Genomic DNA, 22,850 nt, shown 5'->3' on the forward strand with positions numbered 1-22,850 from the left:
TCATTATGATGCTAAATTTATGACGATTTAGCATCATATTTAAGTATTTTTCTAATTCCATCTTGTACATTATTTTGAGTTCTGATTAATTCTTCCAACATTAATTTCATTAAGATTTTTTCTTTTTGTCCCGTTTCAGTTAAGTTAGCATATATGAAATCTAAAAGTTTATTTCTTTTGTATTTTAAAAGTTCATTATTCTCTTCAATCTCTGTTAAGAGAGCCAACTTATCATATTCTATTAATTCTATTTTTGATTTTGATAAGGCGTTCCAATAATTGAGTTTTATAAGTGGACCATTAACGCCTCCAGCTTTTTCAATAATGGTTATTAGTTGTACATTTTTATTGTTCGAATAAAAATTTAAAGAGTCGATTAAAATTCTTTGAGAAGGTGTTTTATTAATAATTTCTTTATCGGTGTCTTTAAATTCTTTTTTTAAGGATCTATAAAAATTGGAAATGTATTTTTTGTCTTTTCTATTTTCATTCCAGTTATTTATCCACAGTGCGATTAATACACCTAGTAAAACAGGAATTATATCTTTAATAAATCTTTTAATGTTGTTTTTCATTGTTTATCCTTTAGTTGAATATTCTTTTAATTCTTCTAAAAAGAGAAAAGAAGTTAGAAACATTTGAAGGATCAGAATCATTAAGAATCTCTCTAGCTTTTTTTCTTACACTCCAACTTCCTCTTTCGGCTAATACTTTAATTTTTTGAAACCAAACTTTGGATTCAGAAATATTATGATCTTCATCTAATTCAATAATATACCAACTGATCACCTCTAATAACTGAATGTTTAAATATTTATCATTTCTTAAGGATAAATTAGAAGTTAGAAAGTTCATGATTTGAATGTAGATATCGATAGAATCTGTATATATATTTTCAGTATCTATATCTGTAAGAATTTCCAAACATTCCGGATCAATTTTATTGGTTTTCGCTAAATGAACTACTCTTTGTATTTCTTCAAATAGAAACTGGTTAAAATCACTTGAATGCTCAGAGTAAGCTTCGTAAATAATACTTAAGCTTGAAAATTCAGTGGGTATTGTATTAAGACAATATTGTTTGATTTGATCAAAATTTTCTCTAGAAAACTCAATTATTTCTTGCAAGAATTTTTTGCTTTCATTTTCATCAAGATCTAGCCATTCATCAAGTTCATTTTTTTCATGATACTTTAATTTTTCAATACTATTTTTCATAAGTGATTAGAGTCAAATTAGTTTTTAATTATGCTGTTTTATTCTTTTAAAAAGCTCTACAAATGAGCTTACAAAGAGGCTGAAAAATATTCCAACTCCTAAAACCATAAGTAAAATCGTAAAAAAAGAAGTATTATATGTTATGCTTTGGTGTCTATTTAAAACAATCATAAAAATTGTAGTAATGATGAATGTTGCATATGTGATGAAGTTGAAGATAAGAGATGTTTTAAATATGAGTTTTTCTTTTGTGCCGATATAATAAATAGCACTTGCGATTAATAAAAATAGCATTATTAAAGAGATTATTAAAACATAGTTTATAGGCTCAGGAAAATTAGAGATTAATACGGAATAATAAGAAACGCCTGCTATTGATCCAAAACCAAAACTATATAACACTAGTTTTAATTTAAATTTTATGGAGAAAAAGAAAATGAAGAAAAAAAATCCTAATATAATTACTTCTTTTAGTATGGGAATAACTTGTACAAATTGAAAGCTAACAATTTTTACATCTTTAGTTTTTCTACTATTTAAAAACGTTATTTCAAATTCCCAGTCTTTTAAGGAGAGATAATCATCTTTTCCAATTAATGTTTCATTTTCTTCATGAGCTACAATAAGACTAGCATTACAAGCATGTTGGTCGTTTATTAATCCGTATTCTGGATTTGAAAAAACTAACCATTTTTGACCAATTTTATAGCCATAATTACAAACTCCGCCACAGTTGTTAAAACCTGAAACAAAGGTAGTTGTTTGCCCCTTAAAAAGTTCTTCTATTTCAAAAGTAAATTCTTGATATCCTTCGTTATCACAATCTTCAACTTGTATGATTTTTCCCAGAAAAATAAGCGTGTATTTATCGTATTCCTCTTGATTGATTTGGTCACGGCTACAGCTACAACCGTAAGCGTTTTTAATTTGTAGTATGAAGAAGCACACAAAAAGTATTTTTTTCATTTTCAATAAATTTTTAGCAGTATTCTCATAACATTAATTTATAATTTTTGGAGTGTTTAAAAAGAAATTTATCATTATGATCCATCAGTTATTTCTATTGGATAAATTAATTTAATTGTATTCAGTTGTTCTTTATTTAGGTTTTCAATGTCAGTATTAAACTTTTTTTGTGCTAGTGATTTTCTTAAATTATTAATTTCTTCAATTATTGCATTTTGTAAAATCACATAAGTTCCATAATCTACAGCTTTATGTGAAGATATAATTATTAGAGATTTAGATTCGTTTATAGTTTCATAATCCTTAATTTTTTTTCTTAGTTGTTTAATATCAATCTTCTGATTCTCTATTAAAATTTCGCTTTTTGAATTGATGTTGATTTTGAAAGCATTAATAGTATCATGTTTTTTATTTCCTTTTTCAGATTTAGTGATTTTTTTGGGAATTCCTCTATTATCAACTTGAGGTTGACATGAAATAATAAAAAATGCTAAAGCAATAAATATTAAAGTGGTTTGTTTCATGTTTTTAGTTCTTCTTCCTTTATTCTATGTTATTGAGACTTACTCATGAGTCTTTTTTCTAAATCTTATTTTTCTTTTAAATATAGTTAATTCAATTTCAGATTCTATTTCATAATAATGAATACTGACAGGAACGTCTTCATTTTGCCAAATGAATAGTTTGGTATTAGTGAATTCAATTCGTCCATAGTAAACTCTCCAAAACCCGTGATGATTTTTTTGATTCCACTCTGACGCAGGCATAAAAATTTTTATTTCAAAAATAGAATCATCAGATTTACATAGTTCAATTTCCCATCTTCCTTTGCAAGGATAGGTATCAACCCAATTACTCCAATTCAATCCGTGATCTAAAACTTCAATTTCTTCAATTGAAATCCAATGATTATGTTCTAGAAGTATAGGTTTTCTCATAATTAATAAATGTACCGCATTGTTTATTTATTCAGTTTGATTGTTTTTTATAACAGTAATTAATTGGTCGATTGAATTTATATTTAAATAGCTTTTTATTAAACGGCAAGTACTAATTTGTTCAATTATCAATTTGCGAAATTTTTCATCTTTTAATTTGATTTTCACCAAATCTGGATTCACGAATAAAGCTGTATCGATAGGAAGCTCAGAGTTAAAATAGGAGCTTATTTTTTCGTTAATGAATTTTTCATGACTGTTCTCCAGTTTTTGATATATTTTGTAGTTTACTTCATAGTAATTTACAATATCATGGCGTATTTTATCATTTGATATAATATCAAGTTTCCCACTAGATTTAAGATTAACATATACTGCATTTATAGGGAAATGAGTAAAACTACTTGCTATATGAAAGTAAATAGAGTCTAAATTTTTATGGTTCGATTTATAAATGATTTTTTTAAGAAATTCTTGACTTTTATTTAAACCATTTATTGAACTGTTGAGTACAAATTTTTCTTTATCTAAATCTGTTAATAGTTGTTTGATTACCTTTTTCTCTTCTGCTTTAATTTTCCTATTGTCATTCCAATTGTTTAGTTGAATAGCAATAAAAATTCCTAAAACGATAACAATAATTTCTCCGATGTAGTAAAGTAAATTTTTCTTTAGCGTTTTTTTCGTTAAAAATCCCATTGAATGGTTGTGTTAGTTTTGTGTATTATTTAAAAATTCAATTTAAAAGTATTTATTCCTAAAGTATTATCCTGCGCCATTGGTTTTATCATACTTGTATGTGCAATTTCTTTCTATTTTATATTCAAATATAATCGATTGTTCAGATGCATGAATAACTTTACCATCTTCGAATACATGTGCACAGTTGTTAATCTGAATAGTAAATGAATTTTTTTTAGTATTGAATGTTATAAATAGTTCATCCAAACAGTTATCTTCTTTGATATAATTTAAATCCCAGTCTCTGTGAAGAGTATAGTTTTTTGAATAACTATTTTCACTAGATTTCAATAACTTATTTGAATTGATAGATTGGATAAAGTTTTTTATCTGATTTTTAAAAATTGAGTAATCGCCAAGATAGTTGTTTGTACCATATTCAAAATCCAAAGCTAATTTTTGAATAATAACTTCTCTACAGTCTATAAATTCATCATCATAATCTGAATATCGTTCTTCATAAAACTCATCACCTATATAATCTAGGTAAGTAGATAATTTACCATCAATTAAATCTAGAGTAATTAATTTAGATTCTTGTTTTCCTAAGTTTTTTGTTGTGATAATGTCTGGGTTATCTATAGTAGAAGCTTCTTTAGTAACTTCGTAAGTTCCGTTTAATAAGTTGTATTCTTTACTAATATGACCGAACATTATTCGACTTGATGATACATACGAGCACAATTGAAAGTTTTTAATTTCAGAATTGTACTTAAAGTTATATTCATAATTAAATACACCAGTTCCTGGCAAAGTGTATTCAAACTGAAACATATTATCTTTCTTATTTATGTGTGCATAGGTTTGATCAAATTCATCGTCTAGGCCTAAATCTATTTTTTGCAGCTTTTTTGTTTGTGTCAGATAAATGAAAATATATTGTTCAAAATAATTACTTTCAATATTCTTTACCAATTGAATAACGTCTAGTATTTGGTCATTATCATAGTCAAATACAATACTGTCAAGCATTTTATAACCCTTTGGTAATTCAAAAGGTTTCAATTCTTTTTCAATAGATGTAATTAATTCAATATCTTTTTTTTCAGCGTCTGTTAAGATTATTTCTGCATCTTTATTTGGTGTGTACCATTTCTTATTAGAAAAGTACTTTTTTAAACTAGAATCTTTAAAAACATACCCTTTTTTAGCAAATATTTCATTTCTTAAAATTCTTAATTCTTCACTAGTTTTACCTCTTAAAACTTCTTTAGATAATGTGTTTTTAGTTGTTAATAGATTTGAATTATCAAAGGTTTTATCGCTCTTTATCTCTTTTTTACAAGCTAAAAGAAAAGAGCATATTAAATATAGAAGTATCGTGTTTTTCATGTTATGTTGGATATTTTTGACCATTTAAAAATTTTCCTATAAAAGTATTTCTAACACAAAAATGATAGGAAACAAAACAAATAATTGTGGTTATGGTTAAAACAATTAAAAACTTAATCATGGCGGGAATTGGAAAATTTAAAAGGAAAGCAGGAATAATTGCAGTTAATGGTAAGTGAATTAAGTATACCCAATAAGAAGCATCTGAAATATAACGCATACGATGCGAATGTTTGCTTGCATACCGAACAAAAAGTCCAATAATTCCAGAAATAAAAAGACAAACAACTATTGCACTAAAAGTAATTAAAAGACGAGAATTGTCACTTGGATCTAATTTATATTCTTCAATAATTAAACCTTGTACGCTAGCTAGAATAATTGCTGTAACTGTAAATACCCAATCATAATGCATAAAACTATGAAGTATATTTTTTGACTTATACAGAAGCCATCCAACACAATAAAAAATAAAAAAATAGATAAAAGTATTGCGATCAGGAATTAAAGAAACAGAAGTTTTTACCATCGATGTTTTTAATAGGGTTAATGTGATGAAAATTATTCCGAATAAGAACAAAACTCTTATTAATGTTTTTTGGATTAAAGAGTTAAGAACTTGGTGTGTGTATTTTGTTACTTTTTTATTCCTAAATATCAAACTGATAATAACTGTACTTCCTGTGATTAAAGATAAATAATATAAAAACCATAAATGTGAGGTAGTCTTTGGGAAAAATGCGGTAATATCTGTAAATATTGTTAAGGTTTTCTTTAAAGGATTGTCGATGTGGTTAAAAACGTTATGAGTATATCTAAATGAAAACACAGTAATTGGCCAAAGTATCCATAGAAAAACTATGAAAGGAAATACAATTCTCGAAATTCTATTTTTGATCATCTGTGAAGGTTGTCTTTCATAAAATAAAAGTGCACCAAAAAAACCTGCAACTACAAAAAATATAGGCATTCGAAAAGAATGGATTAATAACACAATAAAATCACTAAGAATATGTGTAGAATTTGGATCTTTAATAGACCATGCATTTCCGTGAGGTGTAATATTGTAGGTTAAAGCAGAATGTATAACAAGCCCAAGAAGCATCATGATTGCTCTTAAAGCATCTAAAGAATGTATACGTTCTGATTTCATTTCTTTTTCATTTAGGTTTTTAAATTAACAAACTTTATAAATTTAGGTAAAAAGTATCATAAGCTACATGTTCCTTGCTATTACAGCAACTATAACAAGTATAAAAAACCAAAATATAAATCCTATAGTTTTAGCGATTGTTGCTTGTTTTATCTTTTTATTAAATCCATGTTTTTTGAATCGATCCATTTCAGATTCTGAGAATTGATCGTTTTTATTTTTTGCTATAAAAAAGGGCAATATAAAGAAAGTTAAAAATTCTTCATTTGTTAATGAAGTTTCTGCTCTTTGTTTTTGATTTTTTTTATATTGTATGTATTCAGTATTTAATTTATATTCTTGCTCTTTAGTTAAATTTCTACGAGCTAATTCCTTTTTGGCGTGATCAATTCTAACTTTATTTCGATCTGTTTTTATGGTATCTAATAACTCAATATTTGAATGTTGAAAAATTTCTTTATTGGTATAGTGCATACATTAGAAGGAATATTTTAGAATTAAATTTCTTGAAAGATACAATCTAAAAATTAAGATTTTAACTTTTGAATAGTGTATGCATTTCTAAAGTTTTCTTTTGATTAAGGAGTAGGGTGTTTTATGACATAATTGTATTAAACATAAACATTTAACATTATGAAGCATTTACTACTTTTATTAACTTTTGGTTTGTTTTTTCATACTATAAAAGCACAAAATACAGAATTACTGACTGAGATTGAACATCTTCAAGGTCCGAGTGCTTTAAAAGGTAATGAACTCTACTTAGTAAAACAACAACATAAAAACGGTGTTTATAGTATCAATAGTCCTTATGATATTATTAAAATAGATCTTTTAAAGAAGAAACCATATGAAATAGTTTTTTCTGGTATAAACTTCGGAGTTAGTGCTCTTGCTTTCAGAGGAAATGAACTTTACATGTCATTATCAGATGGTAGATTTAATATAAGAAGTGAAATAGCTAAAATAGACGTTACAGCAAAAAATCCTCGACTTACAAGTATAGTAAAGAATGTAAACCGACCTAATTCATTTACATTTTTAGGTAACGAGCTTTATGTATTAAGAAATCCGCAGGGAAGTACTCTAATTTCTAAAATTAATGTAGCAGATATAAATCCTGTTTTAAAAGATGTAATTGAATTAGCTACAAATAGAGAACAAGGAAGGAGCATAGTATCTGATGGAAAACAAGTGTATGTGTCACTTTTTAAATCTGATAGAATTGTTAAAGTAAATGTTACAGCAATAAAACCAACTATAACAGATGTTTTAACTGGAATAAAAAATCCAAATGCTTTAGCATTTAGTAATAATGAGCTTTATGTTGGTTTTGATAGTAAAGATGATTCTGATAAATATCAAATAATAGCTAAAGCAGATATTACAGCACAGACAATAACTCCAACTATTATAAATGAAAAAACATTTAGAGATATTAATGCAATTATTCCTCATCAGAGTGGTTTACATATTTCTTATCATGACATCGTAAAAAAAACATTTAAAAATGGTATAACGGTTAACATTACAGATAGGTTTAATGGTAAAATTGCCAGACTTAATAGTGCTGTTTTATCTACTGTTGATATTTCTGATAAGGTTGATACTAATTTTAAATTATATCCAAATCCATCTAAAGAATTTGTTCAAATTCTAAATCTTGAAGATTCACAAAACTACATTCTTTATAAAATAGATGGTAGTGAAGTAAATAGGGGAGTAGTAACTAAAAATGAGAAAATTGCTACTCAAATGTTATCAAGTGGTTTGTACTTTTTGAAGTTAAAAAATAATACTATTCTAAAATTTGTAAAGAATTAAATGAGGAGTAAGAGTTATTTGAAAAATCAAAATATAAAACGAAAAGTTAAACTAAATTGATATTTTGAATACTTTTCAGTTTATGAAATTATCATTTCGAGTGATTCTGATAGGATATCATATCGAGAAAGACGATTTTACTCACTAAAAGATTGTTCTCGGTATAAAATTCTTACATCATATCACTCGAACTGACATTTTTTAATCATATAGAAATCAAGTAAATTAAACGGGTGTTTTGTGAAGTAATTTAATTTATGAATAACCTGAAATTAAAGTATGAATGAATCTTATTTTATTCATATATGATAAATTAATCTACATTAGAATCGGTTAAGCCATCAATTAATTCATCTATTTGAAGAATGATTTGTTTTCTTTTTTGTTTAGCTTTTTCAATAACTTCTTCTGTACTTTTAGGATTCGATATTTGATTATTATAGTAATCTACTAGAGTTCTCATTGCATTCATTTTTGCACTTAAATGCGTTTGTTCTACCTGCTGAATTAAAACTTCTTGAGATTTACGTTGAATCTTACCACTTTTTTCAAGTTCCTTTCTATTTAAAACAATTTCTTCTCTATTTTGTTTTATTTCTTCTCTTTGAAGAATAATTGTATAAATTAAAACGGCAAAAGCAAGCGCAGAAAATAAGGCGTTTACAGCTCCAAAAAGATCTCCAAAAGTACCTCTGTCAGACCATTCAGAAAGAAAAGCCATAATTAAAACTGCTGAAAGCCCCCAAATAATTACAACTAAAAAAATGAGTTTAAATAAAATATTATTTTTTGAATTTTCTTTATCCATTACTTATTCACAGTTTTTAACTTAACTAATGTAGCAAATACTTTTTTAGATTGTATTCGACGCTACTATTTTATTTTTTTTGAAATAGCTTTGTATAAATTTCTTGTATTTCTTCTTTTATTGATAGCAATTGTTCATGATTTGGAATTTCTCTTTTATAGCATTCACAATATGCTTTCCAGGCTTTGTTTTCAGAATCTACATTCTTCCAAATTTCCGAGCATTTTTCTATTTGCTTGAATTCTTTTTCCATTCCTTTACTAACCAAATATATATGCTCTTTTGTAGATGCGACAAGATATAAATTATTTGGATTGAATGGGCCAATGTCTTGTCCATCAATACTAATCATACCGTAAGCTTTGATATTAGGATCAGATTTAATTTCAAAAGTATAAACGCCAGTTATTACGTAACTTGAAGCAAAAGCGGCAGTAAGAATATTTTCTAAATCAGACTCATTAAAATCTTGTAAATCATAACGCTCTTTTTTGAAATAATCTGAGAAAAGGAATTTAGTAGTACATAATTTTGATACTTTCTTATTGTAAGTTCCTAAAGCATCTAGCTTACCAAAGCCAAGTTCGTCAAAGAAAGTTTCAAGATTTATATGACCGGTTTTACTAATATTTTCAATTTTAGTATCAGTTAAAATATCTTTAAGCAATTTTTCTAATGCTTGAAGAGAATCATTCATTTGGCGATCAACACGATCACTAAATTCTTTATTCTTAAAAAATTTAATGTTTTTATTTCGTCTCTTAATGTAACTTAACTCTTTAGTGTGTTGATTTTGATTAGAGGTTTTTACTGATTTAGGTTGTTCTTTATTTTTTTGTAACTCTTTATTTTTAGTCTGTCCATTACAAGAAAATAGTATTAAAATAAAGATTAAGTTAATGTATTTCATTTTTGTATAGTTGTCGGTTTTTTGTGTTGAATAAAACTTATGAAAACAGGTGATTTATCCTTTTTTATGGGTAATATGTGCTTTTACAGTTTCAATTTTCTCTTCAATCTGTTTCACTTTATTATTCCAATACTTTTGTGCACTCAGCGCATCATATTCTGGAGTCTTTTTTGAACCAGTTTTCATCTTTTGTGGAATACTAGAAAGAAATGTTGCGTTTTTGTGTTGATCTTTTGCTATTTCACTTTGAGTTTTGGGATCATTTTTTCTTTGTGACCAAAAATATTGATGCTCTAAATAATGGCTTTTTATTTTTTCAAAATATGTTAATAATGCATTTGAATCATTAGGGATGTATCCTGGTCCACTACAACCACAAGAATGGAATGTAATTCCAACTTTATAAAGTGTAGCCAAATGTTTCCAACGAGCGATATCTGTTTTTTTAGGAGATTCAAAATCTAGTCCCATGTTAGCCATTAAACTGTTGCACTCAGGGCATTTGGCTGGAGACTCTTTTTCATTTTTGTTGTATCCACCATTAATATCACTCAGTAATCTACGTTTAAATGTTTTTCTACAGTTAAAGCAAGCGTAATGAGATTTGTATTTTGTCATTGCGTATCTGCACATCACTCAAATCATTTTTTATACAATTAATATTGCATTTTTATGTTGAAATAAAATGTAATCTTCTATTTTTCCTTTTTTGTATGCATTTCGTTTTCGACCTGTTTTTCTAGGTAGACGTTTATCATTTTTTAAGAAGTGAATTTTGAATGTTGTTGTATTCTTTTCAGCTTTAATTTCTAAAGAATCTTGGTGAATTGTATACGCTACGATTTTACTTCCAGAGATATATTCAGTTAAAAAGTTCCATGTTTTATCTTCGCCAAAATTTGAAACCCAAGGTTGGGTTTTATGATAAAGTTCAGGGTTACATTCTACGACTTTATTATTTATAATAACATAGCTTCCTGCATTCCAAACGGTGTATGTTAAGTATTCATTATTACTTAGTAAGAGTCCGAAAAATCCTGGTCCACCCATTCCATAAGTTCCAAGATGAGAGTTAAAATCAATAATTTTTAATCCTATGATGTTTGCTTTCTCTTTTTGCTTTAGCAACTTAGGTCTGCTGAAAATTAATTGTTCATCTTCGCATATTTCTCCATATAGCATATGAGCTTCTTCATCACCTTCTGGTAATCCGATTTCAGTGTATTCTAGCCAATCTTGAGTTTTCCATGTAAGCAAATCCTGCTTTTTTACAACCATTGCATATTGTTCAATATCTCCAATTTTTAGATTTATATAATCGTGTTCCATTATTTGTGTAAAATGTATGTAGAATTTTAGGATTTTACTTTTTACAATTTATATAAAATTAGTTAAAACAATAAAATTTCAGAAGTGTAAATATATATTCATGTTCTTTAATGGTATAAGTTCACTTTTTTATTTTTGTAGTGTCTAAAAGTATTTTCAGTTCTTTTTGAAATTGAAGATTACTAGAAATATTATCGTGACCTTCACCTTCTAAAAGTATTAATTTATCTAGTGGTTTAAAAAGTTTTTGGAGTTTTAAGGAGTAATGATGTTGGTTGGTTTTGTCTTTAGTACCATGAAAAATTACAACAGGCATTTTACAATTTTGAATGAATTCATGGTTGTTAAATTTATATTTGTTCAATATTTTTAGAGGGAAAATAGCACTTAATAACTTTACTCTTTCCGATATGGCTTCATTGAAATTATAAAAAGGAGCTTTCATTATTAATAACTTTGGATTATTCGTAGAGGCTAATTTAGCTGCCATTGCCGATCCAAGAGAATAACCTACAACAATAATATCTTCTTCTGCATAATTCTTTTTTATTTCATCATACAACATTTGATTGTCTTCATACAACTGATCTTCACTTGTTATGTTTCCTTCACTTTTTCCAAAACCTCTGTAATCAATCATAAATACATCATAACCTAGTTGTGTGTATATATTTGATCCTTTTTTAAGGGGAGCCAACGACTCTCCAGAACCATGAAGATAAAACACCAAACCTTTTGGGTGATCTACTTTAAATAAAAGATTGTTTAAAGTAATGCCATCTTTTGTTGTAAAGTTTACTTCTTTAAAATTTCTGGTAGTGTTAAATTTATAATTTGAAGAAAGTTTAGTTGGTGTAAAAAAATGTTTTTCTTGAGTAAAATAAAACCCAGCACAATTAATTAGATAAAAAGCTGTGAGTGTAATAAAAATGAATTTAAGTATTTTTTTTTTCTTTTCAATTTGATTTTTAATAATATGGTTGTTTAATAAATACCTAATTTAGCGTTTAAATAAACACTAAATTTAAAATGCTTACGTATTTTTAGAAAATAATAAAATCATACAAGTAGTATATATTAATTATTATTGAGACAGTATGATGTTTTCAATTGAGTTAAATATTTCATTAATGTTTTTGTCACTCAATTCAAGATAAAGACTCGGATGTTTTGTTTCTTTACAGTAATTAAAGGTTTGATTGTATAGTACTTTGGCTTCAATTTCTATATTTTCGATAAAATGATTTAATTCATTATTTAAAGTAGAATCGTATTCTTCTGCTATTTTATATTTTGGGAAATTGAGAATTGTAATTTTATTTTCTTCGTTATCTTGAAAAACAATTTCAGTTTTATTGTAACATAAATGAAAATCTTTGAATAAATATTCATTAGTTACTTCGTAATCTTCTTTTTGTTTACTTCCGTTGCATTCTCCTAAACATTCTGCTAATGGATGTGAAAATTTAAAGTTTGCTGTAATTTTAAATGTTTTGTTTAGGTAAACGTTATTATTGTTTTCTACAGCTGAAATCAATTCTTTTATGGTTATACGCTCTTGGCCAGCTTCAGTGTTTTCTTCATTTTTTTGACAACTACTTAGAGTTATAAATAGTAAACTTACGAATAATAGCTTTTTCATATCATTATAATTTTGTTTTGTGTTTATTTCCAGATTTAACTTTTACAGCGTTTTTTATTTGTGTTAACTATTTGTAATGTGGTTTTTTAGATGATTTCCTCTCTTTCCTAGTTTTTTGAGATTTAAATCATAAGAATTATTAAAAACTAAAATATACTTATAAATTCGACTCAATAACATTTCATTCAATATTTTAAAGATGAATTCCACATATTAATAATGCTTAGTTTTTTATGTTAAATAACTATTTTTAACGTGGTTTATATGTTTATACATTGTAACTTTTAGTAATATTGATAAGTTGTTGTAAATATATAATTCATATCCTCATAGTCTCTACTTAAAGGTTTTAAATCAGAGTTATATTTGTATGAAAAACTTCTTGAGTTAAAATTCCAAGTTATAGTTTTGATATTGTTATAATATTCAGGATAACTTTCAACTCCTAACAAATGTATTTCAGCAAAGTATAACTTATCAAAACCAATAATACCATAATGAGGACTTCTTTTATCATCGTAAGTATAAGTTCTGTAGAATCCATCAGAGACTAAATTTTTAGCGTCATTAATTTCTAGTGTTTTAGTCTGAAAATTGGACATATTTTGTCTTTTATAACTATCGCTAATATTTCCATTACTTAAGTGACTGTAATTGTGGGTTTCTATACCGTCTCTATTACTATCTCTTGTGAACTTTATGAGTTTCCCATCATTGTCATATTCAAAGTAATTGATCACATTCAAATTAGTAATGTTCTCGGTTCTGTAAGAGGATTCAATTCTAACAATTAGATTATCTTCATAGAAGAAATAGTGCTTATAATCAAGTGTTCCGTCATCTAAAGATTCTTTTGAATATGCTATACTTTTGAGTTTATTTCCATCCTGATACGAATAGCTTATTTTAGCATCATTTTCATTGGGAGATGAACTTATTATAGATTTAATCATTCCTGGATTACCTAGCTCGTTTTCAGTTATTTCATCTTCACTAGAGCAAGATAAAATGATCAGTAAACCAATTAGTACTTTAATTTTTTTCATTAGTTAATTTTTAGTTTAGTGTTACGGTTTCTTATTGGAGTTATCACGTACAATTCAATTTAAATGTATGCTTGTTTATTTAACCTCTATAACCGATATTTTCCTTTCTGAATTCAAATTTACTGCAAAGATATGTTTCTTGAACTTGAATTATTTTTTCATTTGACATTAATTCTAATAAACCATCTTTTCCATTTATTTTTAAGTATTTTTCCTTAGCATTTTTTAGACATAACATATCTCCAAAAGAGCCTCTTCCATAAGGACTGTAATCAGAATAATTACATCCATAACAGTTCTTTATCAGATAATTGTCTTTTATTGTTTCTTTTAAATTGTCAAATAGTTCTTCAAAAGAATATCCTGCTACTTTATATTCAGTATTTAAGACCGAAAAAGTGTATTTAAAAATAGGATCTTCTTTAGAACTATAGCTTCCTAATGCTATTACTAAAATCCCATTTACTTTTTTTGGGAGTAATGATTTTTTATGTGTAAACTCTAATTGTAAATCAAGTTTAATTATACAATTTGTTAATTCTTTAACCACTTCCTTAGCTCCATGAGTTCTTAGTTCATTGAAAGAAAATCTGTTTAATTGTTCTTTATCGTAATTTTTTTCGTTTTGAATTTCTAATCCGTCAAATGTATCTCCTTTAAAAAAGATATTTTCCAATTTTAACTCTAAAGAATAATCTTTTGTGTAGTTTCTTTCAGTATATCTATTTTCTAACGTTCCTTTAATAATTCCATGATTATCTTTATATGTAATATTATACTTCATTTCTTTCTTTGCTATTTAGTAATCTTTTAAAACTATTAGCTATTTTACTAGCGTTATGTTAGTTTTCAGTCAAAAGCATCACCAATTTTTTTAAAGTCGTTTTTATTCCAAAACCAGGTGTCACCTTTCCCTTTACTATGATATAAACTCCAAAGTAATTCTGTAAAATTATGAGCTACTATTTCCGACATTCCTTCTTCTCCGTGAGTTGATAAGTAACTGTCATAACATTTTCCAAAGTTTTGCTGAGTCAAATCTATACTAACGTATTGAGCTAATTCTGGATTTTTAGCAATTAAAAACCATTCGTTAGTTATATCTCCTTCAAGTTCTTCCCAGATTATGTCATCCTTTGGGTAGAGATATTTATTAGTAGAAATAAAGTCTTCTTTTCCAATTATTTCAATACCAAAAGATTCATTTTGAAATAAGCGAATTCCGTTGGTTAGTTTAAAAAATAAGTCTAGATCATCTGGTATTTTTCTATCTATACTTATTTCGGTATTTGGTTTAAAAACTTCACAATTAGAATCTTTAGTGATTACTTTTATAAGATGTTTTAATTTTTCCATTGTTCATAGGAAACAAAACTTTTTATGTTTTGTTCGATGTAAATTTAATTCAAATGATTGAACTTTAGTCTTGGTGAGATTGATCTGAAAGAAACGAACAATAAATCGTATTTTTAATTTAAGTTAAACTCAATATTGAAATTCTTTAAATAATCTTCAATTGATTCTAATCCCATTTCTTTTCTTCTTTCGTTAACAGTTTCAGGATTTTCTAATTTATATAACTTGCCATTTCTTACTTGTGAACCATATATTTGAGGTTTACCTTCGTCCATTAAAATCCTATCTTTCATTAATGCATATTGTTGTTTAGATAAATCTCCATTTTCAACAGCTTTCTTTACCTGAGGAAAATACTTTTTTCTATATTTTTTATTTGTATGTTGAAGTCCTAGCCAGATAGCATTCATGTGTTTTTGAGTTACTTCTTGTAATGTGGGCATACCACATTTTTCAATAATGCTAATTACTAATTCTTGATTTCTGTGATCTTCTTTAGCATACTTGATCAGTTCATTTGATTTTCTAATTTTTTGATCGCTTTCGTAAACGTCACTTAAAATTTGATGTTTTTTACTACAATCAACTTCTATGATATCTACAGAACCTACATAGGTAAATTTATCTTTATTTATATAAAGAAATATTGATATTGCTAAAACTAGAGTTATTAATATGCTAAATAATATTTTTCTTTTTTTCATTTCTCTTTTTATTTATAATTAGTTACAATTTTTTGTGTATTGTTACTTAAGTTTTTCATTTTGTTTACTCCAACTTTGTAAAGTGTTTTCAATATTACGCTCAGTCATTTGCTGCATTCTGATTAATGTTCTGACTCCATGAATCATAATCATTGATGCTTTTCCTGTTTTATTTTTGCAGTTTCTATCTACTTATAATTGCATTTAACATCATTAGAAGTGGAGTGCTTATTAATAATGAATAACCTATTTTTCGAATTAATATTTTTCTTTTTAAATTTTTAATGACATCACGATTAGAATTTAAAGAGATTACTTTTCTCATGTGTTTTATCCCATAAAATGGTTTATTTTCTAAAATGTCATTATAGCCTGATTTCTCTATGATTGAAGCTGGACTTGATGCAGATATCAGTATCATACTGAAAGCAAATATGATTGGAATAATAAAAAGTAGTGTTTTTTGCATTTTGTTATGGCTTATTAAGATCAGCAGGTATAGTATTAAAAGTATTGTAACGTATTTTCACACTTTATTAGATTGAGTTTTTTTATATTCTTCTATTATTTCATCATTAGAACGATACGATCCTAATCTTAAAGAATCAAATTCATCTTTTTCTTCGTGTCTATACACTCCAATTGTTTTTAAACTCTCATTTATAGAGTTTTCTACTAAAATTGCTCCTAATGGAATTTTTGGGTTTTCAATACCATCAAACGAAATTAAAGGACCAATCATTCTTTCTCCATTAAACCAAACCTCGGATATTTGTGATCCAGGTCCTCCAAAATAATCGGTTTCTATATATGCGCATTTTCCTTTGAATGATAATTCCTTTAGAATTTTACGTGTTTCTTTTGTCAATTCTTCATATGGTTCAAGTACAGAATCTGAATAATTAGTTCCGTATTTATTTTTAAAAGGAATCAAACAATAATTACCAACTAAAATTACATTTAGAAGTTCTCCATCATATTTAAAACTTGTTATTATTCCGTTATTAGTATGTGCCATTTGATTTCAATGTTTTGTGTATTGTAATTTGCAATTTTTTAATTGTTAAACTAATTAAAAGTCATCAGCATTTGGTTTTGCGAGATTTAGTCCAAGGGAGAAATCTGTAAGTTATTAATAGTATATTTTGTTATTGAATATTTTTAACCCAATTTTTATCTGTTAGTTCAATAATTATTACGTTGAAATTAAATTTTTTACTCTTTTTGAATCGTCAATATGTATATCAAAACCAAAAGCTGAAGGGCATTTCGACGAGTCAATTTTTCTAGATTTTAAAACTTTACGATTTTCCTTTTCGTTTACGATTCGGTTTACTTTTATTGCATAATATTTTAATGTTAGCCCTATCTTTATTTTACTGCGAAAGGAAGTGGCGTAAATATGAGTAGTGTTGTGTCCATGACTTTGTAATTCAGTAATTAAATTAAAAGTATCTTTTCGGGTACTTTCAATATCAAATAACTTTGCTATTATATTTCTACTTTCAGTTTCAAGTTCACTTCCGTTTGAGATTTAAGTATTGTCAAGATTAAAACTTATATTCATTTATAATACTTAATAAGTATTAATAAAATATTAGATGTTATTTTGTTTATGATTCAATTGTGTGGTTTTGGTCAGTAGAAAATCAATTTTTATTAATTATAGTTCGAATTGGAAAAGGTATATTGATATTGTTGTTATCAAATACTTCTTTTATTTTCATAACTGCTTCACTTTTTACTTCTAATGCAGTTAGGTTTTCTTGTGCGTCTACCCAAAACCTTAAAAGAAAGTCTATAGAACTATCCCCAAAATCTGTAAAATAGAATTCGATAGATTCTTCAGTACTAGGAGGAAATAATTCTTTAATAGCTTTGACGGAAATTTTTTTTACATTCTTAAGATCTGATTCATATCCTACTCCACAAGTTATGGTTGTTCTTATCCTTTTCGTAAGTCCATAATTTTTAAATGGTTGGTCTAAAATCAGTTTATTAGGAACGACCACTATATTATTGTCTGCTTCCTTAATTTTTGTATTACGTAAACCAATTTCAGTTACTCTTCCAGAAAAACCATTAGTCTCAACCCAATCACCTATGTTCATTTCGTCTTTTATAGCAATAAATATTCCAGAGAATGTATTTGAAAGCGTGCCTTGTAATGCTAAACTAATAGCAAGTCCAGCGACACCTGCTCCTGCTAATAAAGATTTAAGAGTTCCATCTAAATTCAGTATAGATAGTGCTAGAAAAGTCCCGAGAATAATTATAATTACAGAAAGTACTGTTGTCACTAAATCTCTAATTGATGGCTGTTTTATAAGTTTTTTTAGATATTTGTTCGCAAGACTTTTCAAATGCCTTGAAAACCAGTATGCCAATACAAATACTAAAAGAGCAATTAACATGTTTGGAAGATTCAAAATAAGTGAATCAAACCAACTTGCAAGTTTATTTAATAATTTTGACCAAGCTGAATCTAGCTGTTTTTCCATTTTTAGATATATTATATAATCTTAATATTTAACTGAAACTTTTAATTGTAAAGTTAATTAAAAGTGGTGAGCTTTTGGTTTTGCGAGATTTAGTCCGAAGGATTAAATGCATAAGCAGTTAATAATACATTTTGTTATGTGCAGTAATTTTATTCAGCTTCTATTTTATTGTTCACAATTCTAGTTCGAAATGGATTTCCATTTTTAGAAGGTTTCCAGCCCAATTCAAAAGCTTGCTTAATCCAATTTGAAATATCATGCGGCGTTATAGGATTCACTATCTCAGTTTCTATATCATTCGGATGTTTTCTGTCTGTACAGATAAATAAGTTCGTACCTGGGTTTTGCTCCTACTCAATAGCAACATGTAATTTTCCAATTCCGTAAACCGATTGAGTGTAGGTTGCTTTTTTTCGAATCAGCCATCTAAATTTTAATCCATCAACATCTATTTTTCTTGTTCCTTTTTTAGGTATTGCCATTTTTTATTATTGTACACAACGGTCTCGTATAACCATCAGTTATGGGTTAAATTAACGATTATTTTCGTTTTAGCACAAGCTTTAGCAGTTCCGAGTGGATTCGGACGTAGTCAAATCCGCCGTAATTGCGGTTATACATTGTTGTAATACGTTTTTTATTCAACTCTTTTAATATAATCGTTCATTTTCGGTTGGATATACCAAATTCCAATAAAGTAATACCAAATCCCGAAAAAGAGTCCAATTCCATTCGATTCTTTTAACCTTTCTCTTTTTTCAAATTTTATTATTGTTCTAGAAGTCAAAATCATCAGTAATAAGATATTGAACATTGCGGCAAAATGGAATGGTAAAGTTTTTTCCATATTTATATTTCCAGTAAGTATTAAAATCCATACACTAATCAAATAAAAAGTTGGATATCCGACAAGAATATTCAGTAGAATTTTATTCATTCTGCTGGATTTCGTGTTCTTTTTATTTAGTTCAATTCCAATTGAGTACATCCAAATCAAATAAGGAATTCCTAATAATGAAAGCCAAAATATATTCTTAGGTCTTTTACTTAAATATCTTTTAGTCAAATCTGTTTTCAAAGTTTTTCAAATTAATAACAACGTTTTGTGTATTGTTATTTGCGATTTTTTGATTGTAAAGTTAATTAAAAGCGCTGAACTTTTGGTTTTGCGAGATTTAGTCCGAAGGATTAAATCCGTAAGCAATTAACTATACATTTTGTTATGCTTTCGTTTCTATTCAGTTTTTATTTTTTTCCAAGTTTCAATAGCCCAACTTTTATCCTTTTCGTTATCAAAATAAAAAGCCATTTGAAGAATTTCTTCGTCTATCAATGAAAAAGCATAGATAACATTGTACTTTTTATTTTCATCTTGTTCCTGTATTTCATAACCAATTCGTTTGACAAAGTCATCTGAAAAATCGAAAGTGTCTAGAGTCTTAGCATTGGATTCGTCTCGATTATTGATTTGCTGTTGATGTTCTTCAAAAATCTGTTGTCGGTTTTTACCTCTTTCATCCCATATTGCTATTCTTAATGACTTGTCACCAGTTGTATAAAGCAAATCTCCGCTCTCTTCCTTTATTCGTTCAAATAAATTATTTATTTCTAGAATCCAATTTTCAGTCAATCTGTGTTTGGTTAGGTAATCATCTTCTAATTCATAATCATCCACTTCATACCAGCTTGATTTATCATTTTCTCTCTCAAAAACGGAACCGACACCTTTTAGTAATAGCTCTTTTATACTAGAGTCAATTTTCAAAATTGTTGATGGGTTATATATTCCAACATTGTTTGGGGTATTGGTATAATCTTGAGATTCATATCCCGAAAATATTCTCCAACCACTATCCTCTGGTCTAGTTCTTTTTTCTCTATACATAAAAAGCGGTTTCTTTTCTTCTTCTGAAACCATTTTTGAAACCATTAAGCCTCCAATGGACGGAAAGTCATCAAAATTTTCTTCCTTTTTCTTTTTTCTGCTAAATATTCTCATTGTTTTTTTTAATGAAGCATAACGTTTTGTGTATTGTTATTTGCGATTTTTTGTTTATAAAGTTAATTAAAAGCGATGGACTTTTGGTTTTACGAGATTTAGTCTGAAGGAATAAATCCGCAAGCAATTAATTATACACGTTGTTAGGCATTGTTTTTTAATTCCTAGAGTATAAGATGAAACTCAAAATCATTCTCATGCACTAATCGTATTTCTATTTTTTAGACTTATTACTATTTGATTGATCTCATTATAAATCATATCAAAAATAGTTTTGGTTTTAGAATTGTAAAGATATGTTTCGTATTCATAAGTGTCATTCTCGTAAATAAATTCTTTATAAGATCCGTGATTATCATATGTTATCATATTTTCATCTGGTCCGTTTAAAATTAAAAGAGACCTTCCTCCACAACATTCATCGAATGATATATAATCAATTAGTAGATTTTCTTTTTCATTAGAACTAGTGTAAATTTCTTCAATTCTCTTTGAATTAAATGTCTTACTTTCTTTATCGTAATAACCTTCTTCTATTTCAGATTTACTAACTCCATTTTGAATTAGTTTTATTAGAAAGTCCTCTGAAAAAAAAGATTCAACAGGATAATATGAAGCTATATTGTGGTTAAATAAATCGAGGAATGAATATCCTTTTGAACCAACAATTTCTAATACTTTCTTTAGCTCTACAGAAAGTTTAGTGTCAAATTTTTTTTCAAATAAATTAATCTCATAAGAAATGGGATGGAAATAATTAGGCAAGCCATAAAGAATGTGTTTCAAACCTTTATTTTCCATTAATATGCTTTTCTTAGCTTCATTGCTTAATTGTGAAACTATATTTTCAAGTTCAGATACTATTGAGGTTATTTGTTCCATTTAAATTATGCCTAACGTTTTGTGTATTGTTATTTGCGATTTTTTGATTGTAAAGTTAATTAAAAGAGATGAACTTTTGGTTTTGCTAGATTTAGTCCGAAGGATTAAATCCGCAAGCAGTTAACTATACATTTTGTTAGCTACCGTATTTAATCCATAATAAATTTATTGTTTAATTTCAAGCCCTTGACTAATGAGGGATATTTTTTCTAATATTTTTCGTAGCTCTTTATGTAGTTTCATATTATCTATTATTACTTTTTCACTTATGACTATATGGTGTGATTTTTCATTTGGTGGTTTTACTTCTAAAACAGGTGTGAAATTTGGAAATAAAAATGATAAAAAACCGTGAGTATAACAATCTCTGTCGTAAATGTAATTATGTAATTTTTTTGTGAAGCTTTTTCTTTTTTCAGAGTTATTCAGTTCGTTTATTTGATGAAATATCTTGTCAGTTTTAATTATACAACTCAAAATGTTTCTTAGTTGATTGAATGTTAAATTACCATTTAAAAGGTATTTTTTTAATTCTTTACATTTACTATTTCTTTCAACAATCTCTGCTATTTCATTTTTCTTTAAATAAAAATTATAAATACTTTCCAGTTGTTTATTTATTGTTTCAGATAATCTACTCAATTTTGATATTCTACAAGAGAGAAACTCATATTGATTTATTAAATCGTCAATAATATTTTGATTCAATGCATTTAGTTCATTTCTTACTTCATATAAAATCTTATGAGGATTTACATTATCTTCATCTTCAATTCTCGCAATTTCAATTAATACTGACATTTCCATTACTTCTGGATTTTCTTCAAAATTTTTACTTGGAATTGTCAATTGTGCAGAAGTAAATATTTCAATTCTTTCAGGTCGTGCAATTTTTTCAGTTTTCATTTCATTACAGGTTCAGATTTCTGTTTGGTAATGGTAGGTAACGTTTTGTGTATTGTTATTTGCGTTTTTTGTTTGTAAAGTTAATTAAAAGTGGTGAATTTTTGGTTTTGTGAGATTTAGTCCGAAGGAATAAATCCGCAAGCAATTAATAATACATTTTGTTGGCAAATTATTTTATTTAAATATTTCTCTGTAACCTTTTTTAGAAATTTCGTAACATCTTAGTGTTTCTTTCCCCATTTTTTTCAAAATGCTAATTTTTAATTCCTTTTCCATTGGGTATTCCAAAATACTCACAATGAAATCAGTTCCAATCAAAGAGGCAATCCCAGAGTTAGGAAAATCCACTAAAACCTTCTCAACTATTCCAAATAATTTATCAGCTACTTTTTCATTTCCATTTTCAGTTTCTCTCATCATTTTTCTTGCTAATTCCGATAATATAACAATGGCAGAGAAACCGTCGTTTATTTCGTCTTTGTATTCGTCAAAAACCTTTATTTTTCGAAAATTCGGTAGACTTTTAAAGACCAATTCATAAAATTCTGAATATTTGATTTCTTTTTGATCCATTTTAATGTTTGCCAACGTCTAG

Annotated in this window: 30 protein-coding genes; 1 reads left to right on the forward strand and 29 read right to left on the reverse strand. The window is 27.0% G+C overall.

All coding sequences use genetic code 11. The features are described 5' to 3' along the window. Positions 1–17 precede the first annotated feature (17 nt). From AQ1685_RS01705 to AQ1685_RS01745, 9 genes are all read right to left on the reverse strand, one after another. Entirely contained in the window at positions 18–575 is a 558-nt protein-coding gene (locus AQ1685_RS01705) for a hypothetical protein (protein WP_095069011.1), read from the reverse strand. Positions 576–585: 10 nt separating this feature from the next. Then, positions 586–1,218 (reverse strand): hypothetical protein, encoded by a 633-nt coding sequence (locus tag AQ1685_RS01710; RefSeq protein ID WP_095069012.1) that lies wholly within the window; start codon positions 1,216–1,218, stop codon positions 586–588. A gap of 24 nt (positions 1,219–1,242) precedes the next feature. After that, positions 1,243–2,184 (reverse strand): hypothetical protein, encoded by a 942-nt coding sequence (locus AQ1685_RS01715; RefSeq protein WP_095069013.1) that lies wholly within the window; start codon positions 2,182–2,184, stop codon positions 1,243–1,245. A gap of 74 nt (positions 2,185–2,258) precedes the next feature. Then, a complete protein-coding gene (locus tag AQ1685_RS01720) occupies positions 2,259–2,708 on the reverse strand; it encodes an ExbD/TolR family protein (protein WP_095069014.1) in 450 nt (149 codons plus the stop codon). A 39-nt stretch (positions 2,709–2,747) separates the two neighbouring features. Further along, positions 2,748–3,122 (reverse strand): hypothetical protein, encoded by a 375-nt coding sequence (locus tag AQ1685_RS01725; protein ID WP_095069015.1) that lies wholly within the window; start codon positions 3,120–3,122, stop codon positions 2,748–2,750. A 27-nt stretch (positions 3,123–3,149) separates the two neighbouring features. Further along, complete coding sequence (locus AQ1685_RS01730) at positions 3,150–3,821, reverse strand: DUF6090 family protein (RefSeq protein ID WP_095069016.1); 672 nt, start codon at positions 3,819–3,821, stop codon at positions 3,150–3,152. 66 nt (positions 3,822–3,887) lie between these two features. Continuing rightward, positions 3,888–5,195, reverse strand: a complete 1,308-nt coding sequence (locus AQ1685_RS01735) for a YARHG domain-containing protein (RefSeq protein WP_157730048.1) — start codon at positions 5,193–5,195, stop codon at positions 3,888–3,890. Between the two features lies 1 nt (position 5,196). Continuing rightward, positions 5,197–6,348: an acyltransferase family protein gene (locus AQ1685_RS01740; RefSeq protein ID WP_095069018.1), complete on the reverse strand. Its 1,152-nt coding sequence runs from the start codon at positions 6,346–6,348 to the stop codon at positions 5,197–5,199. A 63-nt stretch (positions 6,349–6,411) separates the two neighbouring features. Then, on the reverse strand, positions 6,412–6,822 hold the full coding sequence (locus tag AQ1685_RS01745; RefSeq protein WP_095069019.1) for a hypothetical protein: 411 nt from the start codon (positions 6,820–6,822) through the stop codon (positions 6,412–6,414). Between the two features lie 159 nt (positions 6,823–6,981). On the opposite strand from AQ1685_RS01745, the gene AQ1685_RS01750 reads away from it, so the two are divergent. After that, positions 6,982–8,172, forward strand: a complete 1,191-nt coding sequence (locus AQ1685_RS01750) for a T9SS type A sorting domain-containing protein (RefSeq protein ID WP_095069020.1) — start codon at positions 6,982–6,984, stop codon at positions 8,170–8,172. 313 nt (positions 8,173–8,485) lie between these two features. Here AQ1685_RS01750 and AQ1685_RS01755 read toward each other — a convergent pair whose 3' ends face one another. The 20 genes from AQ1685_RS01755 to AQ1685_RS01840 form a co-directional block, all read right to left on the reverse strand. After that, on the reverse strand, positions 8,486–8,980 hold the full coding sequence (locus tag AQ1685_RS01755; RefSeq protein ID WP_095069021.1) for a hypothetical protein: 495 nt from the start codon (positions 8,978–8,980) through the stop codon (positions 8,486–8,488). A gap of 70 nt (positions 8,981–9,050) precedes the next feature. Continuing rightward, entirely contained in the window at positions 9,051–9,890 is an 840-nt protein-coding gene (locus AQ1685_RS01760; protein WP_095069022.1) for a hypothetical protein, read from the reverse strand. Positions 9,891–9,944: 54 nt separating this feature from the next. Further along, the gene (locus AQ1685_RS01765; RefSeq protein ID WP_231970233.1) at positions 9,945–10,508 is read right to left on the reverse strand and encodes a hypothetical protein; all 564 of its coding nucleotides are present in this window, start codon (positions 10,506–10,508) and stop codon (positions 9,945–9,947) included. A gap of 30 nt (positions 10,509–10,538) precedes the next feature. Next, positions 10,539–11,219 (reverse strand): hypothetical protein, encoded by a 681-nt coding sequence (locus AQ1685_RS01770; RefSeq protein WP_095069024.1) that lies wholly within the window; start codon positions 11,217–11,219, stop codon positions 10,539–10,541. A gap of 121 nt (positions 11,220–11,340) precedes the next feature. Further along, positions 11,341–11,949: an alpha/beta hydrolase gene (locus AQ1685_RS01775; protein ID WP_262509587.1), complete on the reverse strand. Its 609-nt coding sequence runs from the start codon at positions 11,947–11,949 to the stop codon at positions 11,341–11,343. 354 nt (positions 11,950–12,303) lie between these two features. After that, the gene (locus AQ1685_RS01780; protein ID WP_095069026.1) at positions 12,304–12,861 is read right to left on the reverse strand and encodes a hypothetical protein; all 558 of its coding nucleotides are present in this window, start codon (positions 12,859–12,861) and stop codon (positions 12,304–12,306) included. A 284-nt stretch (positions 12,862–13,145) separates the two neighbouring features. After that, entirely contained in the window at positions 13,146–13,907 is a 762-nt protein-coding gene (locus AQ1685_RS01785; protein ID WP_095069027.1) for a hypothetical protein, read from the reverse strand. 79 nt (positions 13,908–13,986) lie between these two features. Further along, positions 13,987–14,691 (reverse strand): DUF6304 family protein, encoded by a 705-nt coding sequence (locus AQ1685_RS01790; RefSeq protein WP_095069028.1) that lies wholly within the window; start codon positions 14,689–14,691, stop codon positions 13,987–13,989. Positions 14,692–14,756: 65 nt separating this feature from the next. Further along, positions 14,757–15,263 (reverse strand): SMI1/KNR4 family protein, encoded by a 507-nt coding sequence (locus AQ1685_RS01795; RefSeq protein WP_095069029.1) that lies wholly within the window; start codon positions 15,261–15,263, stop codon positions 14,757–14,759. A gap of 113 nt (positions 15,264–15,376) precedes the next feature. Then, positions 15,377–15,967 (reverse strand): DUF6624 domain-containing protein, encoded by a 591-nt coding sequence (locus tag AQ1685_RS01800; RefSeq protein ID WP_095069030.1) that lies wholly within the window; start codon positions 15,965–15,967, stop codon positions 15,377–15,379. A gap of 184 nt (positions 15,968–16,151) precedes the next feature. Beyond that, positions 16,152–16,436: a hypothetical protein gene (locus AQ1685_RS01805; protein ID WP_157730049.1), complete on the reverse strand. Its 285-nt coding sequence runs from the start codon at positions 16,434–16,436 to the stop codon at positions 16,152–16,154. A gap of 57 nt (positions 16,437–16,493) precedes the next feature. After that, complete coding sequence (locus tag AQ1685_RS01810; protein WP_095069032.1) at positions 16,494–16,985, reverse strand: hypothetical protein; 492 nt, start codon at positions 16,983–16,985, stop codon at positions 16,494–16,496. Positions 16,986–17,616: 631 nt separating this feature from the next. Further along, on the reverse strand, positions 17,617–18,468 hold the full coding sequence (locus AQ1685_RS01815) for a mechanosensitive ion channel family protein (protein ID WP_095069033.1): 852 nt from the start codon (positions 18,466–18,468) through the stop codon (positions 17,617–17,619). A 149-nt stretch (positions 18,469–18,617) separates the two neighbouring features. After that, the gene (locus tag AQ1685_RS20560; protein WP_262509588.1) at positions 18,618–18,746 is read right to left on the reverse strand and encodes a hypothetical protein; all 129 of its coding nucleotides are present in this window, start codon (positions 18,744–18,746) and stop codon (positions 18,618–18,620) included. 72 nt (positions 18,747–18,818) lie between these two features. Further along, positions 18,819–18,950 carry a hypothetical protein gene (locus AQ1685_RS20565; RefSeq protein ID WP_262509589.1) on the reverse strand — a complete coding sequence of 44 codons (132 nt, stop codon included), beginning with the start codon at positions 18,948–18,950 and terminating at the stop codon, positions 18,819–18,821. Between the two features lie 155 nt (positions 18,951–19,105). Next, positions 19,106–19,546 (reverse strand): hypothetical protein, encoded by a 441-nt coding sequence (locus AQ1685_RS01820; RefSeq protein WP_095069034.1) that lies wholly within the window; start codon positions 19,544–19,546, stop codon positions 19,106–19,108. Positions 19,547–19,702: 156 nt separating this feature from the next. Continuing rightward, positions 19,703–20,467, reverse strand: coding sequence for a DUF2185 domain-containing protein (locus AQ1685_RS01825; protein WP_095069035.1), 765 nt, complete (start codon positions 20,465–20,467; stop codon positions 19,703–19,705). Positions 20,468–20,662: 195 nt separating this feature from the next. After that, positions 20,663–21,349, reverse strand: coding sequence for a hypothetical protein (locus tag AQ1685_RS01830; protein WP_095069036.1), 687 nt, complete (start codon positions 21,347–21,349; stop codon positions 20,663–20,665). A 165-nt stretch (positions 21,350–21,514) separates the two neighbouring features. Further along, on the reverse strand, positions 21,515–22,255 hold the full coding sequence (locus AQ1685_RS01835) for a hypothetical protein (protein WP_095069037.1): 741 nt from the start codon (positions 22,253–22,255) through the stop codon (positions 21,515–21,517). 174 nt (positions 22,256–22,429) lie between these two features. Next, the gene (locus tag AQ1685_RS01840) at positions 22,430–22,828 is read right to left on the reverse strand and encodes a DUF7674 family protein (RefSeq protein ID WP_095069038.1); all 399 of its coding nucleotides are present in this window, start codon (positions 22,826–22,828) and stop codon (positions 22,430–22,432) included. Positions 22,829–22,850 lie beyond the last annotated feature (22 nt).

Source organism: Tenacibaculum jejuense (assembly GCF_900198195.1).
In the GTDB taxonomy this organism is placed as follows: domain Bacteria; phylum Bacteroidota; class Bacteroidia; order Flavobacteriales; family Flavobacteriaceae; genus Polaribacter; species Polaribacter jejuensis.

Bases quoted from the DNA above. Each gene is read 5' to 3' on its own strand.
- AQ1685_RS01790 (WP_095069028.1), bottom strand. From the start codon at position 14,691: ATGAAGTATAATATTACATATAAAGATAATCATGGAATTATTAAAGGA.
- AQ1685_RS01735 (WP_157730048.1), bottom strand. From the start codon at position 5,195: ATGAAAAACACGATACTTCTATATTTAATATGCTCTTTTCTTTTAGCT.
- AQ1685_RS01830 (WP_095069036.1), bottom strand. From the start codon at position 21,349: ATGGAACAAATAACCTCAATAGTATCTGAACTTGAAAATATAGTTTCA.
- AQ1685_RS01755 (WP_095069021.1), bottom strand. From the start codon at position 8,980: ATGGATAAAGAAAATTCAAAAAATAATATTTTATTTAAACTCATTTTT.
- AQ1685_RS01740 (WP_095069018.1), bottom strand. From the start codon at position 6,348: ATGAAATCAGAACGTATACATTCTTTAGATGCTTTAAGAGCAATCATG.
- AQ1685_RS01785 (WP_095069027.1), bottom strand. From the start codon at position 13,907: ATGAAAAAAATTAAAGTACTAATTGGTTTACTGATCATTTTATCTTGC.
- AQ1685_RS01835 (WP_095069037.1), bottom strand. From the start codon at position 22,255: ATGAAAACTGAAAAAATTGCACGACCTGAAAGAATTGAAATATTTACT.
- AQ1685_RS01710 (WP_095069012.1), bottom strand. From the start codon at position 1,218: ATGAAAAATAGTATTGAAAAATTAAAGTATCATGAAAAAAATGAACTT.
- AQ1685_RS01730 (WP_095069016.1), bottom strand. From the start codon at position 3,821: ATGGGATTTTTAACGAAAAAAACGCTAAAGAAAAATTTACTTTACTAC.
- AQ1685_RS01800 (WP_095069030.1), bottom strand. From the start codon at position 15,967: ATGAAAAAAAGAAAAATATTATTTAGCATATTAATAACTCTAGTTTTA.
- AQ1685_RS01810 (WP_095069032.1), bottom strand. From the start codon at position 16,985: ATGGCACATACTAATAACGGAATAATAACAAGTTTTAAATATGATGGA.
- AQ1685_RS01795 (WP_095069029.1), bottom strand. From the start codon at position 15,263: ATGGAAAAATTAAAACATCTTATAAAAGTAATCACTAAAGATTCTAAT.
- AQ1685_RS01840 (WP_095069038.1), bottom strand. From the start codon at position 22,828: ATGGATCAAAAAGAAATCAAATATTCAGAATTTTATGAATTGGTCTTT.
- AQ1685_RS20565 (WP_262509589.1), bottom strand. From the start codon at position 18,950: ATGGCAATACCTAAAAAAGGAACAAGAAAAATAGATGTTGATGGATTA.
- AQ1685_RS01720 (WP_095069014.1), bottom strand. From the start codon at position 2,708: ATGAAACAAACCACTTTAATATTTATTGCTTTAGCATTTTTTATTATT.
- AQ1685_RS01765 (WP_231970233.1), bottom strand. From the start codon at position 10,508: ATGACAAAATACAAATCTCATTACGCTTGCTTTAACTGTAGAAAAACA.
- AQ1685_RS01770 (WP_095069024.1), bottom strand. From the start codon at position 11,219: ATGGAACACGATTATATAAATCTAAAAATTGGAGATATTGAACAATAT.
- AQ1685_RS01805 (WP_157730049.1), bottom strand. From the start codon at position 16,436: ATGCAAAAAACACTACTTTTTATTATTCCAATCATATTTGCTTTCAGT.
- AQ1685_RS01780 (WP_095069026.1), bottom strand. From the start codon at position 12,861: ATGAAAAAGCTATTATTCGTAAGTTTACTATTTATAACTCTAAGTAGT.
- AQ1685_RS01750 (WP_095069020.1), top strand. From the start codon at position 6,982: ATGAAGCATTTACTACTTTTATTAACTTTTGGTTTGTTTTTTCATACT.
- AQ1685_RS01725 (WP_095069015.1), bottom strand. From the start codon at position 3,122: ATGAGAAAACCTATACTTCTAGAACATAATCATTGGATTTCAATTGAA.
- AQ1685_RS01715 (WP_095069013.1), bottom strand. From the start codon at position 2,184: ATGAAAAAAATACTTTTTGTGTGCTTCTTCATACTACAAATTAAAAAC.
- AQ1685_RS01815 (WP_095069033.1), bottom strand. From the start codon at position 18,468: ATGGAAAAACAGCTAGATTCAGCTTGGTCAAAATTATTAAATAAACTT.
- AQ1685_RS01760 (WP_095069022.1), bottom strand. From the start codon at position 9,890: ATGAAATACATTAACTTAATCTTTATTTTAATACTATTTTCTTGTAAT.
- AQ1685_RS01705 (WP_095069011.1), bottom strand. From the start codon at position 575: ATGAAAAACAACATTAAAAGATTTATTAAAGATATAATTCCTGTTTTA.
- AQ1685_RS01825 (WP_095069035.1), bottom strand. From the start codon at position 20,467: ATGAGAATATTTAGCAGAAAAAAGAAAAAGGAAGAAAATTTTGATGAC.
- AQ1685_RS01745 (WP_095069019.1), bottom strand. From the start codon at position 6,822: ATGCACTATACCAATAAAGAAATTTTTCAACATTCAAATATTGAGTTA.